Below are 16,714 nucleotides of genomic sequence, written 5' to 3' on the forward strand. Positions count from 1 at the left end.
GGACCGGGAAATGACATTTGAAGTAGATGAAGAGATCTTGCAAGACTTTTTAGTTGAAGCTGGGGAAATTTTAGAGTTGTTATCTGAACAGCTCGTTGAATTAGAAAATAACCCCAATGATACCGAACTGTTAAATGCTATTTTCCGTGGTTTCCACACTGTAAAGGGTGGTGCAGGCTTTCTTTCGCTGACAGAGTTAGTTGAGACTTGTCACGGCGCAGAGAATGTTTTTGATGGTTTACGTCAAGGGAATCGTCAAGTTGATTCTGAATTGATGGATACAATCCTAGGCGCATTAGATATAATTAATGATCAATTTTCTGCCGTGCAAAATGGCGAAAAAATGGAAAAAGCTTCGGCATCACTTTTAGATGCACTGCATCGATTAAGTAAACCTGCCGCTGCGACTGAAGTCGAACAAGTAGTTGTTGAAACCGTCGTTACTTCACCAGAAGCGATCATAGAGCCCATTCTTGCAACGTCAGATAATATTAGTGATATTGATGAATTTGAGTTTGATGCGCTACTCGATGAATTACATGCACAATCAGGCTCTAATGTAGAAGCTCAACCCGCCAAAAAAGAAAATGCAGATATTACGGAAGATGAATTCGAAAGTTTATTAGATGAATTACATGCAAAACCGAATACAGATAATGACGCTTCTAAACAAGATGCTGCCGACGATTCAGATATTAGTGATGACGAATTCGAATCATTGTTAGATGAGTTGCATGGTGTAGGTAAACATTCGTTATCTGCAACAGCACCTTCGGCTATTGTTGAGGATAGCGATGAAATTAGTGATGATGAATTCGAAAATTTACTCGATGAATTACATGGTAAAGGTGCGCATAGTGGTATCCCTGCCATTGATAGTGATACTTCAGATGCGATCACTGATGACGAGTTTGAATCATTACTTGATGAGCTACATGGCTCAGCAAAAAATGCATCAGTAAAAAATACTTCAGCAAAAAGTGTAGAAACAGAGTCAAAACCGGCTGAAGCAATACAGTCTGTAGTCAAACCCGACGTAAAAGCTATACAGCCAGCGCCTGCTGCTAAATCAGAGCCAGTAAAAAGTGAAGCTGTAAAACCGGCTGTAGTTAAAGATAAAGCTGCCGCTGCAAAAGCGCCGGCTAATAAAGTAGCGCAAGCAGAGCCTACAGTGCGCGTGGATACGAGTACGCTAGATGAAATCATGAACATGGTCGGCGAGCTAGTATTAGTACGCAACCGATTGGTGAGTTTAGAGTCAACATCTGACAATGAAGAGATGTCACGCGCGATTGCTAATTTAGCGATAGTTACTGGTGATTTACAAGGTTCGGTGATGAAGACACGTATGCAACCTATCAAGAAGGTCTTTGGTAAGTTTCCTCGCGTGGTACGAGATCTTGCTCGTCAGTTAGGCAAAAATATTCATTTAGAATTAGTGGGTGAAGAAACAGATCTTGATAAAAATTTAGTAGAGGCTTTGGCCGATCCCCTAGTGCATTTAGTGCGTAACTCCGTAGACCACGGTATTGAAATGCCAGATATTCGAATGCAGTCAGGCAAAGAAACACAGGGACGAATTTTATTATCAGCGGCCCAAGAAGGCGATCATATACTATTAGTTATCGAAGACGATGGCGCAGGAATGGATGCTGAAAGATTAAAACAGATAGCGATCAATAAAGGCATCTTAGATCAAGATGGTGCAGATCGCATGACCGATAAAGAAGCGTACTCTTTGATTTTTGCACCGGGCTTTTCAACAAAAGCTGAAATCTCAGATATTTCAGGCCGTGGTGTAGGCATGGACGTAGTTAAAACCAGTATCAGTCGTTTGAACGGAACAATTTCTATTGATTCTGCGATTGGTAAGGGTACACGTTTAGAAATTAAAGTACCGCTCACGTTAGCTATTTTACCTACTTTGATGATAGTGATTGCAAAGCAAACATTTGCTTTACCATTAACGAATGTTAATGAAATATTTCATCTCGATTTAGCTAAAACCAATGTTGTGAATGGTCAACTAACTATAGTTATTCGAGACCGTGCTATTCCTTTATTTTATTTACGTGATTGGTTAGCGCCTAAAGCACCGCGTGCGGAAAAAGGTAAAGGTTTAGGCCATGTAGTTATTGTGCAGCTTGGTACTCAATTGGTGGCTTTTGTAGTGGACGGGTTGTTAGGCCAAGAAGAGGTGGTTATCAAAGCCTTGGATAAATTATTGTCAGGAACGCCAGGTATGGCAGGTGCAACTATTACAAGTGATGGTGGAATAGCCTTAATCTTAGACTTGCCAAGTTTACTAAAACACTACGCGTAAAGGAAAATTAATGACGATTAAAGTGTTAGTAGTTGATGATTCTAGTTTTTTCCGTCGACGAGTTAGTGAAATTATTAATGCATCTCCTGCATTAGAAGTGATTGCGACAGCGAATAATGGCCAAGAAGCCATTGATATGGTGATTAAACATAAACCTGATGTTGTTACCATGGATATTGAAATGCCAGTGATGAACGGCATCACGGCAGTGCAAAAAATTATGGCATCGACACCGGTGCCTATTTTGATGTTTTCATCGTTAACACACCAAGGCGCAAGTGCAACGCTGGATGCATTAGAAGCGGGTGCTTGTGATTTTCTACCGAAAAAATTTGAAGATATTGCCAGAGATAAAGAAGAAGCCATCACTCTATTACAACAACGTATTCAAACGATAGCCAGAAGAAGGGTTTATCGGGTCACAGAGAAAACTGCTGAATCCGTACATACCTCGACTTCTCATAGTGTCAATAATCCTAGTGCTAGAAAATCTGTTGCTCCAGGCGCTGCGTTAACAGCATTACAAAGAGCCAATGAGCGTCAGCAGATTTCTGCCAAAAGCGCGTTAAATTCAAATCCGTCAAGCGCGCCAGTTGCGGCAACAAAACCTATGCGCACTAAAGCATCGGGTAAGTCATACAAGGTGTTAGCGATTGGTACCTCAACGGGTGGTCCTGTTGCATTACAAAGAATATTAACCGCATTACCTAGTGATTTTAAATTACCGATTGTGTTAATACAGCATATGCCGGGTACATTTACAAAAGCATTTGCAGATCGTTTAAATAGTAACTGTCGGATTGCTGTGAAAGAAGCTGAAAATGGTGACATATTAAGAGCTGGCTGTGCTTATTTAGCTCCAGGCGGTAAACAAATGATGGTTGGTCCAAACGGACAAATAAAAATATTAGATGGTAGCGCGGCGCTTAACTATAAACCCAGTGTTGATATTACTTTTGCTTCTTTATCAAAATCATACGCAGATAAAGTACTGGCTATTGTGTTGACCGGTATGGGCGCAGATGGGCGAGATGGTGCACGTTTATTAAAAGATAAAGGTGCTGAAATTTGGGCTCAAGACGAAGCAAGTTGTGTTGTCTATGGTATGCCACAAGCAGTTACCAAAGCGGGCATAGCCACCGAGTCAATTGCATTGGAGCAAGTGGCAAAACGAATTTTAGTGGAATTAAAACATGAATAGAATGGGTATTGTTGGCTTTATTGTCATCGTATCTAGTGTGCTATTTGCACAGCTTTATCATAATGCGCCGTTGAGTGGGTTATTTGATCTCGCTGCTTTTTTAATTGTGTTTGGTGGTACTGTTGGTACTATTTTAATTCAATCATCTTCAAAGCAATTAAAAGATGCTAGTACACAGTTATTCACCTTATTTACACCTCCTAATTACTCCCTAGATGAGCAAATACAAAAACTCAAACGTTGGTCCGTGCTCTCTCGGCAGGAAGGGTTTTTAAGCCTCGAAAAAGAAAGCCTGGAACAGAACGATAGTTTTACTCAGATTGGCATTGCTATGTTGGTGGATGGCTGTGATAGGGCTGCATTACAAGACGTTTTACAACAAGAAATTGAATTGGAAATGGATCAGCACGAGCGAAGTGCACAGGTTTTTGATGCAATGGGGGGTTACAGTCCAACCATAGGTATTATTGGTGCCGTACTAGGCTTGATTCAAGCAATGGCATTTCTAGATCAGCCTGAGTTATTGGGACAAGGCATCGCAGTTGCTTTTGTTGCAACTATCTACGGGGTTGCCTTTGCTAATTTTATATTCCTACCTATTGCTAATAAAATCCGTTTAAACTATCAACATCGAGCATTATTTCAAGAGATGTCGATGGTGGGATTAATTGCGATTGCCGATGGTGAAAACAGCCTGTTATTAGAGCGTCGATTACATGGGTATATCGCTAGAGCAGCTTACTAATGTCTAGACGCAGACCTCGATTACACCAAAAGCAAAACAACCATATTCATCGTTGGACCGTCTCTTACGCAGACTATATGACCTTAATGTTTGCTTTATTTGTGGTGCTGTATGCGGTCTCACTGAATAAAGAAGAAAAATACCAAGAAATTATTAGTGTAATTCAAAGTGCCAGTAAGTTTGTTCAACCCACCAATAGCGGCTCTAATGCGACAGGCATATTAACTAAAAATAGTAACGATATTAAAGATAATACCGGCCCTGCATTAATCAGTGACGGTGATAATTATGCTCAGGGTTATGTTAGCGATTTACCCATTGAGCAACTTTCTACACAACAAATACCTGCCGAGCAGTTATCAACGCCACAAGGTTATTATACTGGTAATGCTTTAAGTGAACTGCAGTTATCATTACAAGCGGAATTAGAGACAGAGTTAGAAGCGGGCGATTTAAGCCTTGATTTAAACGGCGATTGGCTGACCATTGAAATGAAAGGTCCGTTATTATTTGCAGCTGAAAGTCATACCATTTTAAATACCGCTGAGCAGAAAATTGAACGCATTGCTGCTGTTTTAGCGCCAGCTACCAATATGATTCGATTACGTGGTTATACTGATTTAACTAACGTTTCCAACGAACTATACCAGTCAAACTGGGAGTTATCGGCATTACGGGCGATCAGTGTGTTACATGCTTTTAATGAGCGTGGTATCGTTGGAGAAAGAATGGTCATTGAAGGTTATGGAAAATTCCAGCCGTTTACTGATAGTAACGGAAAAGTAGACCCATTAAACAGTCGTCGAGTGGTTATTGCGATCTCAAAATTTGCATTATATACAGATAACTCCTTTGGCAAAGACAATATGAAATCAACGGATAAAGAACAACAAAAAATATTACGCACACCTAAACCAGATAGTGAAGAAATGCGTGAGGTTTACCTTCCTAATGGACGACTAATTATTACCACAAGGCAAGAATAACGGTGAAAGTTTGGACGATTGCAAATCAAAAAGGTGGGGTCGGAAAAACCACAACCGTCGCATCCCTTGCTGGGATCTTAGTGGATCGTGGTTTTCGTGTTTTATTGATTGATACTGACCCGCATGCTTCATTAACCAGTTATTTACAATATGATTCAGACCAATTGCCGGTGAGTTTATATGACCTTTTTCAAGATCCTGCTACTACCAAGGCGGAATTAGAAAAACTAATACTGCCCACTGAAATTGATAATTTATCATTAATTCCTGCATCAATGTCATTAGCCACCTTGGATCGGGTATTGGGAAACCAACAAGGTATGGGGTTATTTCTTTATAAGCAGCTTAAATTAGTCGAAGATGATTACGATTTTGTGCTTATTGATTGCCCGCCGGTATTAGGTGTGATGATGGTTAATGCATTAGCCGCGTGTGAACGGATTTTGATCCCTGTACAAACTGAGTTCTTAGCATCGAAGGGCCTACAACGTATGGTACAAACCTTAGGCATCATGCAGCAGTCGAGAGGCAAAGATTTTAATTATTGCATAATCCCTACTATGTTTGACAGGCGCACCAGTGCTTCAATCAAAACTTTAGATGAATTAAAAAAGACCTATCAAGGCAAGGTCTGGAATGGTGTTATTCCCATTGATACTAAATTTAGGGATGCAAGTTTAGCGCATTTACCTATTTCACATTTTATAAAAAGCTGTCGCGGGTCTTTTGCCTATGAAACTTTATTAAATTACTTGCTACAAACTGAGCATAACTAAATGAAAAACAACAATGACGAGGCTATGAAAAACTATTTTGATTCTATGCTTCATAATGAAAAAACAACGCCGGCGTCAGAAAAATCAGATAAACCAGAAAAAAAGGCCTCGACTGAATTTGCAGAGTTACCAACATTGCCTGAAGAATTAGTGTTTTCAAATTCAAGCACTAAAGCGCAATTGCATTTACAAGTATCAGAAGAAGCCGAAATACAAAAACAATCAGCAACCACCGAAGAATGGAAAAATATTGACGTAGAGAATGAGTTTCAAGTGTTATTTTTTGAGCTTAATCATGTTACGTTTGCAGTACCTTTGACTGATTTAGGTGGTATCTATCACCTTGATAAAGAACTTAATTTTTTGATGGGCAAACCAGCTTGGTTTTCTGGCGTCACAAAACATAATAATAAACTCTATAATATCGTCGATACATCATTATGGTTGCAGCTTGGTTGCAGCGCCAAGGATCTTAAGTATAGTCATTATATTTTATTGGGTAGTACAGCGTGGGGATTATCCTGTGAGAAATTGTTAGGCACAGAAAATCTCAGCAAAGATCAGGTTAGGTGGCGCGACAAAAAAGGATCTCGCCCTTGGTTAGCGGGGATGGTTAAGAATAAAATGTGCGCTTTGATCCACGTACAAGAATTAATTAAGCTATTGAATCAAGGAATGGACATTCGAGGCTAGGTTAGCATGGAAATTTAAATATTTGCTACTAAGCTAAATTAAAATTTACAACATTTAAGCAGAGGCAAAATGAATATAGAATCTAAACTGTCTGATAAAACATCAGAAGATGAAATTTTTCAACGCGTAACGTTTCTTTTAGACAATGAAACATACGGTATCAATGTAATGCAAGTGCAAGAGATTTTGCGTTACAGCGAAATCGCAGCAGTACCGGGTGCACCTGATTATGTGGTAGGGATTATCAACCTGCGCGGTAATGTAGTTACTGTAATTGATACTCGCTCTCGCTTTGGCTTAATGCCTGCTGAGATCACTGATAATAGCCGTATTGTTATCATTGAAGCTGAAAAACAAGTGATTGGTATTTTAGTAGATAGTGTTGCTGAAGTCGTATATTTGAAAAAATCAGAGATGGAACCAGCTCCTCATGTAGGTACTGAAGAAAGCTCTCAATTTATTCAAGGTGTCTGTAACCGAGACAATGGCTTGTTAATTTTAGTTGATTTAAACAAATTACTCAGTGATGATGAGTGGGACGAATTAAACCTACTTTAATGACCTGTATCGAGTAACACATGTTTTTACAATATATTCCTTGGCTAGCACTTTTGTTAGCCATTATTTTTTTTATTACTATGCTATTTTTATTTAAAAAAATGAGTAAAAAAGCACACTCTTTAGAAGTATTAGTGAAGTCTTTACTTGCACAGCAAGAGGCTAATAAAAAACAATTTATAGAGATTCACTCTGGTGCCGTAGGAATGGGTAAGAAGCTGCAACAGTTAGATGTAGTGGTGAGAAAAACCCAGGAAAACCAAGTTAACTTAGTGGCTTCTGCGCCAGAAAATAGACTTTATACACGTGCCATGAAAATGGTTGAGCTTGGTGCAAGTGTTGAAGAGTTAATGACTGATTGTGAATTACCTCGTGCTGAAGCAGAGTTGCTAGTTAATCTACACCGTAAATAGCTTGATTCAAAAATAGCTTGGTCCAAATAAATTGAGCTAAATAAGTTCAGCGGCATATTTTTAACTGCATAATCACTACTAGCAATAATAAAAAAGCAGACATAATAAAAGCACAGGCACAGTGTCTAAATGAATTTTAAAATGCAGTGCTGCCTGTTATGGCTTAGTTTAGATTAATACTATGAGAGTGAGCATAAGTTGAAAAGTAACGTTATTAAGCCTTATTGTTCAATTAACACTGACACATTCCTATACTGCCATCTATCAATTCATTAACCCGCATATCATTAACCTACATATCATTACCTTACATAGAGAACTAAAAAAGAGGCGAATACTTTCCATTTTTAACATAATTGACTGTTAATCTTATCTCCCCCATTTTTTCCTGTATTACCTGATCTCAGATAGTTACCCGTCTGCTTTTTCTATGTTAGGATCCGCTAACATTTTAATATGACATTAAATGGCATATTATGACGATTGTTCTTTTTAAAGTATAACTTTTTGGTCATACTCTTTAGCTCATCATTCCTTAGTGATATGAATGCTTTCTATATAATAAAAGCGATTTAGAAAAGCCGATACAAGAAAAATAAGTGCTTTAGTCTACTAAAGTAGAACACTTAATTATTACGATTGATATAAGGGTAAGCCTGAATGCTTCAGTGTAAAAACTTAACTTGTGTGCGTGAAGAGCGAGTTTTGTTCAATAATCTAAATTTTACCCTAGCTCCCGGCGAAATCTTACAGGTCGAGGGACCTAATGGTGTGGGGAAAACCAGCTTATTCCGTTTACTGGTTGGGTTATCAACCCCCTATGAAGGTGAAGTGCACTGGCAACATCAAAGTATTGCGTTAGATCGCGATGCTTATTATCAAAATATGCTTTATCTTGGCCATAAGTCCGGTGTTAAACCTGAATTAACCGCACTTGAAAACCTGCATTATTTTCATCAATTATTTAATCCAAAGGTTGAGTTTGATGCATGGGATATTTTGGCTTTAGTAGGTTTGGCGGGATACGAGAATGTACCAACGGCACAATTATCAGCGGGTCAGCAACGTCGTGTGGCATTAGCTAGAATGTGGTTTAGTGATTGCCCGTTATGGATTTTAGATGAACCGTTTACAGCCATCGATAAAAATGGCGTACAAGTGATTGAAAAATTATTAATCAAACATGCTGAAAAGGGTGGCATGGTAATATTAACCACTCATCAAGATTTATTATTGCCACCACAATTATACAAAAAATTAACCTTACAAAAGCCAGCGGCAGGAGAGCAATATGTTTAATGCTTTTTTGCAAATTGTACGTAAAGAATTATTAGGCGCTTTCCGCCAACAAAGTGATATTTTAAATCCGATTTGGTTTTTTGTTATTGTCGTGACTTTATTCCCATTAGGGATTGGTACCGATCCGGCTTTATTAGCTCGTATTGCACCGGGGATTATCTGGGTTGCCGCCTTGCTAGCTGCGTTGTTATCTTTTGAGCGTTTATTTAAAGATGATTTCATCGACGGTTCACTAGAGCAAATGATGCTAGCACCACAACCTTTAACCTGGTTAGTCAGTGCTAAAGTGTTTGCGCACTGGCTACTAACAGGATTGCCGATATTATTAGTTTCTCCTTTATTGGCAGTGTTTTTGTCACTACAAGAAAGTACTTTCTGGGCATTATTTTTGACTCTGTTGATTGGGACGCCAATTTTGAGTTTACTGGGCTCAATTGGTGTTGCGTTAACAATTGGCTTACGTAAAGGAGGTGTATTGCTAAGTTTGATTATGCTGCCTTTGAGTATTCCTATTTTGATTTTTTCAACGATGGCGATTGATGCTGCAACGTTTGGACAATCGTATATCGGTTTATTGGCGTTATTAGGTGCCATGTTAGTTGGCGCAATTACCTTAGCGCCTTTTGCTATTGCAGCTTCATTAAGGGTCAGTGTTAGTTAATCTATTTGCTAAATGTCAGCGTATAGACTGTTGTGTTTGTTAATGATCAATACTGATAAGTCAATATCAGGTATTATTTAAACTTTTTTATTAATGTAAAGATCAAGATAGAGATTCGATTATGTGGAAATGGTTACACCCCTATGCAAAAGCGGAAAAAAGTTATGCATTATCCGGTAAGTTAATGCCGTGGTTTTTGGCCGTTGCATTGCCTACTTTTGTAGTGGGCATAATATGGGGCTTAGCATTTGCACCAGCGGATTATCAACAGGGTGATAGCTTTAGAATTATCTACATACATGTACCCGCAGCGATGATGGCGATGGGCGCATACTCGACTATGGCTATTGCCGCTTTTATTGGCTTAGTATGGCAAATTCGTTTAGCGGAGATGACCGTTGCAGCGACCGCACCGATTGGTGCTGTTTATACTTTTATCGCTCTATTTACTGGCGCCGCATGGGGTAAACCTATGTGGGGTGCTTGGTGGGTTTGGGATGCACGATTAACCTCAGAGTTGATTTTGTTATTTGTATACCTAGGCATTATTGCTTTATACAACGCTTTCTCAGACAAAGTGTTAGCAGGTCGTGCAGCCTCTATTTTAACCTTGGTAGGTGTGATCAATCTGCCTATTATTCATTTCTCAGTGGTATGGTGGAATACTTTGCATCAAGGAGCAACCATCACTAAGTTTGATCAGCCTTCCATGGCAACCGACATGTTGGTTCCACTACTGATCATGATTGTCAGCTTTGCAGCCTTCTTAGGATTCATGGTGTTATATCGTTTCCGTAATGAAATATTGCAAAGAGAAAGCCATCGCCCATGGGTGATAGCATTAGTACAGCAATCCAGCTCTTCAGTTAATAAACGAGGTTAATATGGCATTTGCATCCTGGTCCGATTTTATCGCCATGGGCGGTTATAGTTTTTATGTTTGGTTAGCTTATGGCGTGTCACTACTCAGTGTTTTGTTATTAGTTATTAGCACAGTGACCAAGCGTAAAAAAATATTCAAGCATGTTGAACAACGCCTACTGCGTGAACAACGTATTAAAGCAGCTGAAAATAGAGAAGGCACCCTATGAATCCAAGACGTAAAAAGCGCTTATTAATCACCTCTTCATTAATTGTTGGGTTGTCTGTCGCAATTGGTTTGACGTTATTTGCACTACAGCAAAATATTGATCTGTTTTATACACCCGATGAAATCATTAATGGTAAAAACGAAACGGGTATCAAACCAGAAGTCGGTCAGCGCTTACGCGTTGGTGGTATGGTCTTAAATGGTTCCGTACAACGCGATCCAGAAAGCTTGAAAGTGAGTTTTGATCTGATTGATAATAAAGCAGGTCAAGTCACTGTTTATTTTGATGGAATTTTACCGGATCTTTTCCGTGAAGGTCAGGGGATCGTGGCACAGGGAGTGTTAAAATCACGTAATGCTATTGATGCTTTTGAAGTCTTAGCTAAGCACGATGAGGAATACATGCCACCTGAAGTTGCTGATGCGCTAAAGGGTATGGATCATTTAAAAACACAACAATCAAACTAAAGGGTTAGATTAATGCTTCCTGAAATTGGCCAATTTTCCTTAATCTTGGCATGTATACTGTCATTGCTACAAACTGTGTATCCACTTTACGGTGTTCATACGGGGCACCAAGGTGCTATTCGTAGTGCTAAAATATTTACTATTTTACAATTTGTAGCCGTCGCCACTTCCTTTGTTATTTTAAGTTACTCTTTTTTAATCAATGATTTTACCATTGGTTATATTGCGACTAACTCTAATTCAGCCTTACCTTGGTACTACCGTTTATCTGCGGTATGGGGCGCACATGAAGGTTCTTTATTATTGTGGGTCTTTTTACTATCGACTTGGAGTATAGCGGTTGCTTTAATGAGTAAACGTTTGCCGATTGAGTCGGTGGCTCGAGTGCTAGCGGTATTAGGTTTACTGGCCTTTGGATTTTACTTATTTGTTATTTTAACCTCGAATCCATTTGATCGAACCTTGCCTTATTTCCCCATCGATGGCCGTGATTTAAACCCTTTGTTACAGGATTTTGGCTTAGTCATACATCCACCTATGCTTTATATGGGGTATGTGGGTTTTTCTGTTGCCTTTGCTTTTGCCATTGCCGCTTTGTTAGAAGGGCGCTTAGATAGTGCTTGGGCAAAATGGTCTCGTCCTTGGACAATGGCTGCATGGATGTTTTTAACCGTTGGTATCGCATTAGGTAGCTGGTGGGCTTATTACGAACTAGGTTGGGGCGGCTGGTGGTTTTGGGATCCAGTAGAAAATGCATCATTTATGCCATGGTTAGCGGGTACTGCATTGATCCATTCTCTCGCGGTTAGTGAAAAACGTGGTGTGTTCAAATCATGGACAGTGCTACTAGCCTTAAGCGCTTTCTCTTTAAGTTTATTAGGTACATTTTTAGTGCGTTCTGGTGTGTTGGTCTCGGTACATGCTTTTGCTAGTGATCCTACACGTGGTCTATTTATTTTAGGTTTCTTGGTATTAGTGATTGGCGGCTCGTTATTATTGTATGCAATTCAAGCATCAAAAGTGAAAAGCCGTGGTCGTTACCAGTTAGTCTCGCGTGAAAGTGTATTACTGATTAATAATATACTGTTAATCGCTGCTTTAATCGTGGTGTTATTAGGGACCTTGTTACCTTTAGTACATAAAGAAATTGGGCTTGGTAGTATCTCTATCGGCGAACCTTTCTTTAATCGTATGTTCACCATTATTATTGTGCCTTTTGCTTTATTTGTGGGTGTCGGTTCATTATTCCGTTGGAAACGTCAGCAACTTAATGACCTGAAAAAACCGCTAACGATGATCCTTATTTTAAGTGTGTTATCGACGGTTGTATTTCTGTTTACCTTTGCACCTTCGTTGACTTGGTTAGCGGTAATGGGGACGTTTTTAGGATTTTGGATCATCGTTGGTGTGATCTATGAAATTTATTTGCGTTCAACACATCGTCATAGCTTTAGCAAAGGAGTCATGAAGTTAGGCAACAGTCATTGGGCGATGAGTTTTGGTCATTTTGGTTTAGCGGTGATGATTATCGGTATTACCATGACACAAAATTATTCAATCGAAAAAGATGTCAAATTAGCTGTAGGTCAACATATTGCCTTTGAGCATTATGATTTTCATTTTGATCAAGTTAAACCACATAATGGGCAAAACTATACTGCCACTGTGGGTGTATTTACGGTGAAAAAAGATCAAAAAACCATTGCTGTGATGGAAGCTGAAAAACGTATCTATACGGTACAGCGTATGCCAATGACGGAAGCTGCAATCAATGCTGGTTTCACGCGTGATTTGTATATTGCCATGGGTGAAATGTTACCCGATGGTGCATGGGCAGTGCGTATCTATTACAAACCTTTTATTCGTTGGATCTGGTTAGGACCATTATTGATGGCATTTGGTGGTTTGTTAATGCTCTGTGACCGTCGTTACCGAAGCAAAAAAGACAACGTTGTGGATAGTGAAAATAAACCAGCACCAGCAGGAGGAGCCGATGCTTAATAAACGTCGCGTATTAACCTTATTAGTGCCCTTTATTATATTTATCATTGGCGCTGTTTTCTTAGCAACACCGTTATTAAAAGGCAGTGATCCCAGCAAATTGGACTCTGCTTTAGTCGGGCAAGCTGTGCCTGCGTTTACGTTGCAAGATATCTACGATGCAGATAAACAATATGATGCGAGTATCTTTAAAGGTCAGAAAATGTTGCTTAATGTTTGGGCTACATGGTGCCCCACTTGTTATGCGGAGCATACCTATCTTAATAAATTAGCCAAACAAGGTTTGTATATCGTTGGGATGAATTATAAAGATGATCGTAAAAAAGCGATTCGTTGGTTAAAAGACTTAAATGACCCTTACAAAATTAGCCTGTTTGATAAAAGTGGCATGTTAGGCATGGATTTGGGCGTTTATGGCGCACCTGAAACCTTTTTTATTGATAGTAATGGCATCATTCAATATCGTCATGTGGGCGACTTAAACGACAAAGTATGGAACGATAAACTGCTGGCTATTTATGAGGATATGCAATGATTCAATTAAATAAAGTAAATACATTGATCCCTTTATTGCTAGCGGCTTGCATGATTTTATTCTCTCATGCCAGTCAAGCGGCTATTGATACATTTGAGTTTGAAAATGCGCAGCAAGAAAAAACCTTTCACGAATTAACTAAATTATTGCGTTGTCCTAAATGTCAAAATCAAAACATTGCCGACTCTAATGCTGAATTAGCAAAGGATTTACGTAATAAAACCTATGAGTTAGTCAAACAAGGGCAAAGCAAAGATCAAGTTGTGGACTATATGGTAGCGCGATTTGGCAATTTTGTGCGTTATGATCCGCCTGTTACACCTGCGACTATATTTCTTTGGTTAGGGCCACTGTTGTTTGTTGTATTTGGTTTATTAGTATTAATTAGACAAATTAAAAAACAGCCGACAAAAGAAGACAATTTAGACGATCAAGAACAGCAAAAGTTACAGCAGCTATTAAAACAGCATGCTAAGGATACAAAATCATGATTTTACAGTTTGTTATTGCCGCATTGTTATTACTGCTGGTATTTAGTGTGGTGATGGTAACCCATTTTGTTCGTGACAAAGCGCAGCATCGTGGAAATGAAGATCGCCGTAATCAGCTTAACCATGAGCTTTACGATATTCGTTTAAAAGAAGTTGAAGACGATCTTAGTCAAGGTGTAGTGGTTGATAAAGAAGCGATGGTGGCTGAGCTGCAATATAACCTACTCGATGATATCGATGAAGATAAGCAAAGTAAGCAAAATAATGCACAACGTATTTGGGTACCTGGGGTTGTGTTTCTTGTTTTAGCCACGGTTGCTTTGTATTGGTCAGTCGGTGCGTTTCAAGAAGTGAACAACTGGCAGCAGACGTTACAGCGTTACCCTGAAATACATAAAAAATTATTTGAAGAAAATGATGCGCGACCTAACGAGCAAGAATTACAAGATTTAATGTTAGGGCTACGCACACATTTAGCTAATCAACCCAATGATGCCGAAGGTTGGGTTTTATACAGCCGCTTAGGCCGTGTTTTTAAGGATAAAGAGTTAGCGTTAGATGCCATTAAAAAGGCAGTAGATGTTGCGCCAGAAAATCCTGAGATAGAATTAGAATACATTGAACTAAAAATGAAAATTGGTGATGAGTATTCAAAAGCAACGGCTCCTTTAATGCTTAAAAACTTCTTACAAAGGTACCCTGATAATTACGATGCATGGTCAATGTACGGCTTTATGGCGCTGCAACAGGAAAACTTTGCAGGAGCAGTTGAGCGTTGGCAAAAAATGTTGAGTTTAGTTGATCCTAAAAGCGAAAAAGCGATCATGCTGAGTAACAGTATTGATTACGCCAAAAAGCAATTAGCACAGCAACAATTAGCACAGCAACAGTCAGAACAAGCCGCTGCTACTGGTACGCAAGCAGAGGGTGTTGATAGTGAGCAGAAGCTGAACACAAATCAAGAGACTGCAAAGGCACAAGCTTCGCCTGCTGTAGTAGGTGCTGCTTACCAAGTTAATATTACTGTTGCACAACAAGTTAGTTATACTGAAAACAGTACATTATTTGTTTATGCACAGGCGGTGAATGGTCCGGCTATGCCGATTGCGGCAGTTAAGTTACCGGTTAATGAATTTCCTGTGAAGGTTGTTTTATCCGATGCTAATGCCATGATGCAAGGTATTAAATTAAGTGATCATAAACAGTTTATTATCAAAGCGCGTATTTCTGCCGATGGCACCGTAAATAAAACTAACGGACAGTGGTCTGGTGTAAGTCAGGTTATAAAAGCAGGTCAGAAAGCGGCGGTTAATATCGAGATCAATCAACAATCTTGATCGCTCACATTTATCGGTCCTTTATAGTTGATGATTTATACTGGTGCTTTAATAGCAGTTACTTTAATAACAGTTACTTTAATTACCGATAACTTAATAACAGTCTAAAATAAGCAATTAACGTCAACAGATAACAGTATTCATTACATACTGTTATCTGTTGGCTATTCATAAGACTTAACTTTTAACCTCAATAAAGTGGGTACTTAGTTATTTCTTACAAGAAGTTATTTCTTATAATAAGTTATCTCTTACTTAATTTGTCGCAAGGTACAGCATATGCTTAAACGTTCTTTTCTACTTTCTCTGGTGTTTTTAGCTAGCAACACTGTGTATGCGCAAAGCGTGCAGGGCGACAAAGAAACTTATATGAGTGACCCTATTGAACCAGTCAATCGCTTGGTGTGGGATTTTAACTATTATGTTTTAGATGGTTACATTTATAGACCCGTTACTGAAACCTATGTTGATTGGGTGCCCGACGGCGGCAGAACGGCGCTGAATAACATGGTGCTTAACTTAGACGAACCCTCAAACATTGTGAATAACTTATTACAGTTAGAGTTTAAACAGGCTACCAATGCCTTTTTCCGCTTTACCTTTAATTCAACGTTTGGCTTGCTAGGCTTATTTGATATCGCTAAGTACGGTGGCATCGAACGCCGTCGAGAAAGTTTTGGTAATGTATTAGGGCATTGGTCAGTGCCGCACGGCCCGTATCTTATGGTGCCCGTGATTGGACCGCGTAGTACCAGAATATTAGTGGGCAATGTAGTGGATGGGTTGTACTTTCCAATGAGCTATTTGAATTTATGGCAATCAGGCGTGGTATGGGGTTTAAATGGCTTAGACGTGCGCGAAGGGTTATTAGGTCAAGAAGCGTTAATCGATCAATCTCTAGACCCTTATACATTTGTGAAAGAAGCTTACATACAATACGAAGCCTTTAAATTTTATTCGCAGGGAGCGAGCTCGGATGAATTTATCAAACTGCAACAGCAAAAATCACAACGTTCACAAAAACAAACAGAACAAGAGCTGAATGATTTCCTAGATGAAATTGATTAATAGCCGTGCAACCTAATAGCAGATCATGCTTCTTGGTTACAATTCATTGCTTGATTGTTCTTGGCAACC

Annotated in this window: 18 protein-coding genes; all 18 read left to right on the forward strand. The window is 39.2% G+C overall.

Going from position 1 to position 16,714, the window contains the following annotated elements:
* Nucleotides 1-10: 10 nt before the first annotated feature.
* The 18 genes from MT390_RS04870 (at nucleotide 11) to MT390_RS04955 (ending at nucleotide 16,645) form a co-directional block, all read left to right on the forward strand.
* Nucleotides 11-2,323: a chemotaxis protein CheA gene (locus MT390_RS04870; protein WP_166371906.1), complete on the forward strand. Its 2,313-nt coding sequence runs from the start codon at nucleotides 11-13 to the stop codon at nucleotides 2,321-2,323.
* A gap of 10 nt (nucleotides 2,324-2,333) precedes the next feature.
* A complete protein-coding gene (locus MT390_RS04875; protein WP_499439905.1) occupies nucleotides 2,334-3,524 on the forward strand; it encodes a protein-glutamate methylesterase/protein-glutamine glutaminase in 1,191 nt (396 codons plus the stop codon).
* Entirely contained in the window at nucleotides 3,517-4,269 is a 753-nt protein-coding gene (locus tag MT390_RS04880; RefSeq protein WP_205963045.1) for a flagellar motor protein, read from the forward strand. Before MT390_RS04875 ends, MT390_RS04880 begins: the two co-directional genes overlap by 8 nt.
* A complete protein-coding gene (locus MT390_RS04885) occupies nucleotides 4,269-5,255 on the forward strand; it encodes a flagellar motor protein MotB (protein ID WP_499439908.1) in 987 nt (328 codons plus the stop codon). The genes MT390_RS04880 and MT390_RS04885 overlap by 1 nt, the downstream gene beginning before the upstream one ends.
* A 2-nt stretch (nucleotides 5,256-5,257) precedes the next feature.
* Nucleotides 5,258-6,031 (forward strand): AAA family ATPase, encoded by a 774-nt coding sequence (locus tag MT390_RS04890; RefSeq protein ID WP_166371903.1) that lies wholly within the window; start codon nucleotides 5,258-5,260, stop codon nucleotides 6,029-6,031.
* A 24-nt stretch (nucleotides 6,032-6,055) separates the two neighbouring features.
* The gene (locus MT390_RS04895) at nucleotides 6,056-6,724 is read left to right on the forward strand and encodes a chemotaxis protein CheW (protein ID WP_499439910.1); all 669 of its coding nucleotides are present in this window, start codon (nucleotides 6,056-6,058) and stop codon (nucleotides 6,722-6,724) included.
* A 69-nt stretch (nucleotides 6,725-6,793) separates the two neighbouring features.
* Nucleotides 6,794-7,282, forward strand: coding sequence for a chemotaxis protein CheW (locus tag MT390_RS04900; RefSeq protein WP_166371901.1), 489 nt, complete (start codon nucleotides 6,794-6,796; stop codon nucleotides 7,280-7,282).
* Nucleotides 7,283-7,302: 20 nt separating this feature from the next.
* Nucleotides 7,303-7,695: a DUF2802 domain-containing protein gene (locus MT390_RS04905; protein ID WP_166371900.1), complete on the forward strand. Its 393-nt coding sequence runs from the start codon at nucleotides 7,303-7,305 to the stop codon at nucleotides 7,693-7,695.
* A gap of 660 nt (nucleotides 7,696-8,355) precedes the next feature.
* Nucleotides 8,356-8,994, forward strand: coding sequence for a cytochrome c biogenesis heme-transporting ATPase CcmA (gene ccmA, locus MT390_RS04910; protein WP_499439911.1), 639 nt, complete (start codon nucleotides 8,356-8,358; stop codon nucleotides 8,992-8,994).
* Nucleotides 8,987-9,655 carry a heme exporter protein CcmB gene (gene ccmB / locus MT390_RS04915; RefSeq protein ID WP_166371898.1) on the forward strand — a complete coding sequence of 223 codons (669 nt, stop codon included), beginning with the start codon at nucleotides 8,987-8,989 and terminating at the stop codon, nucleotides 9,653-9,655. Before ccmA ends, ccmB begins: the two co-directional genes overlap by 8 nt.
* 121 nt (nucleotides 9,656-9,776) lie before the next feature.
* Nucleotides 9,777-10,538, forward strand: a complete 762-nt coding sequence (locus MT390_RS04920) for a heme ABC transporter permease (protein WP_166371897.1) — start codon at nucleotides 9,777-9,779, stop codon at nucleotides 10,536-10,538.
* Between the two features lies 1 nt (nucleotide 10,539).
* Nucleotides 10,540-10,746, forward strand: coding sequence for a heme exporter protein CcmD (gene ccmD / locus MT390_RS04925; RefSeq protein WP_166371896.1), 207 nt, complete (start codon nucleotides 10,540-10,542; stop codon nucleotides 10,744-10,746).
* Complete coding sequence (gene ccmE, locus MT390_RS04930; protein WP_028867431.1) at nucleotides 10,743-11,213, forward strand: cytochrome c maturation protein CcmE; 471 nt, start codon at nucleotides 10,743-10,745, stop codon at nucleotides 11,211-11,213. Before ccmD ends, ccmE begins: the two co-directional genes overlap by 4 nt.
* A 12-nt stretch (nucleotides 11,214-11,225) precedes the next feature.
* The gene (locus MT390_RS04935) at nucleotides 11,226-13,214 is read left to right on the forward strand and encodes a heme lyase CcmF/NrfE family subunit (RefSeq protein ID WP_499439913.1); all 1,989 of its coding nucleotides are present in this window, start codon (nucleotides 11,226-11,228) and stop codon (nucleotides 13,212-13,214) included.
* On the forward strand, nucleotides 13,207-13,749 hold the full coding sequence (locus MT390_RS04940; protein ID WP_166371894.1) for a DsbE family thiol:disulfide interchange protein: 543 nt from the start codon (nucleotides 13,207-13,209) through the stop codon (nucleotides 13,747-13,749). Before MT390_RS04935 ends, MT390_RS04940 begins: the two co-directional genes overlap by 8 nt.
* The gene (locus MT390_RS04945) at nucleotides 13,746-14,240 is read left to right on the forward strand and encodes a cytochrome c-type biogenesis protein (RefSeq protein ID WP_499439915.1); all 495 of its coding nucleotides are present in this window, start codon (nucleotides 13,746-13,748) and stop codon (nucleotides 14,238-14,240) included. Before MT390_RS04940 ends, MT390_RS04945 begins: the two co-directional genes overlap by 4 nt.
* Nucleotides 14,237-15,577 carry a c-type cytochrome biogenesis protein CcmI gene (ccmI, locus tag MT390_RS04950; protein ID WP_499439917.1) on the forward strand — a complete coding sequence of 447 codons (1,341 nt, stop codon included), beginning with the start codon at nucleotides 14,237-14,239 and terminating at the stop codon, nucleotides 15,575-15,577. The genes MT390_RS04945 and ccmI overlap by 4 nt, the downstream gene beginning before the upstream one ends.
* Nucleotides 15,578-15,856: 279 nt before the next feature.
* On the forward strand, nucleotides 15,857-16,645 hold the full coding sequence (locus tag MT390_RS04955) for an MlaA family lipoprotein (RefSeq protein ID WP_166371891.1): 789 nt from the start codon (nucleotides 15,857-15,859) through the stop codon (nucleotides 16,643-16,645).
* Nucleotides 16,646-16,714 lie beyond the last annotated feature (69 nt).

It is taken from the genome of Vibrio sp. 2-Bac 85, assembly GCF_037546705.1.
Classification (GTDB): Bacteria; Pseudomonadota; Gammaproteobacteria; order Enterobacterales; family Psychromonadaceae; genus Psychromonas.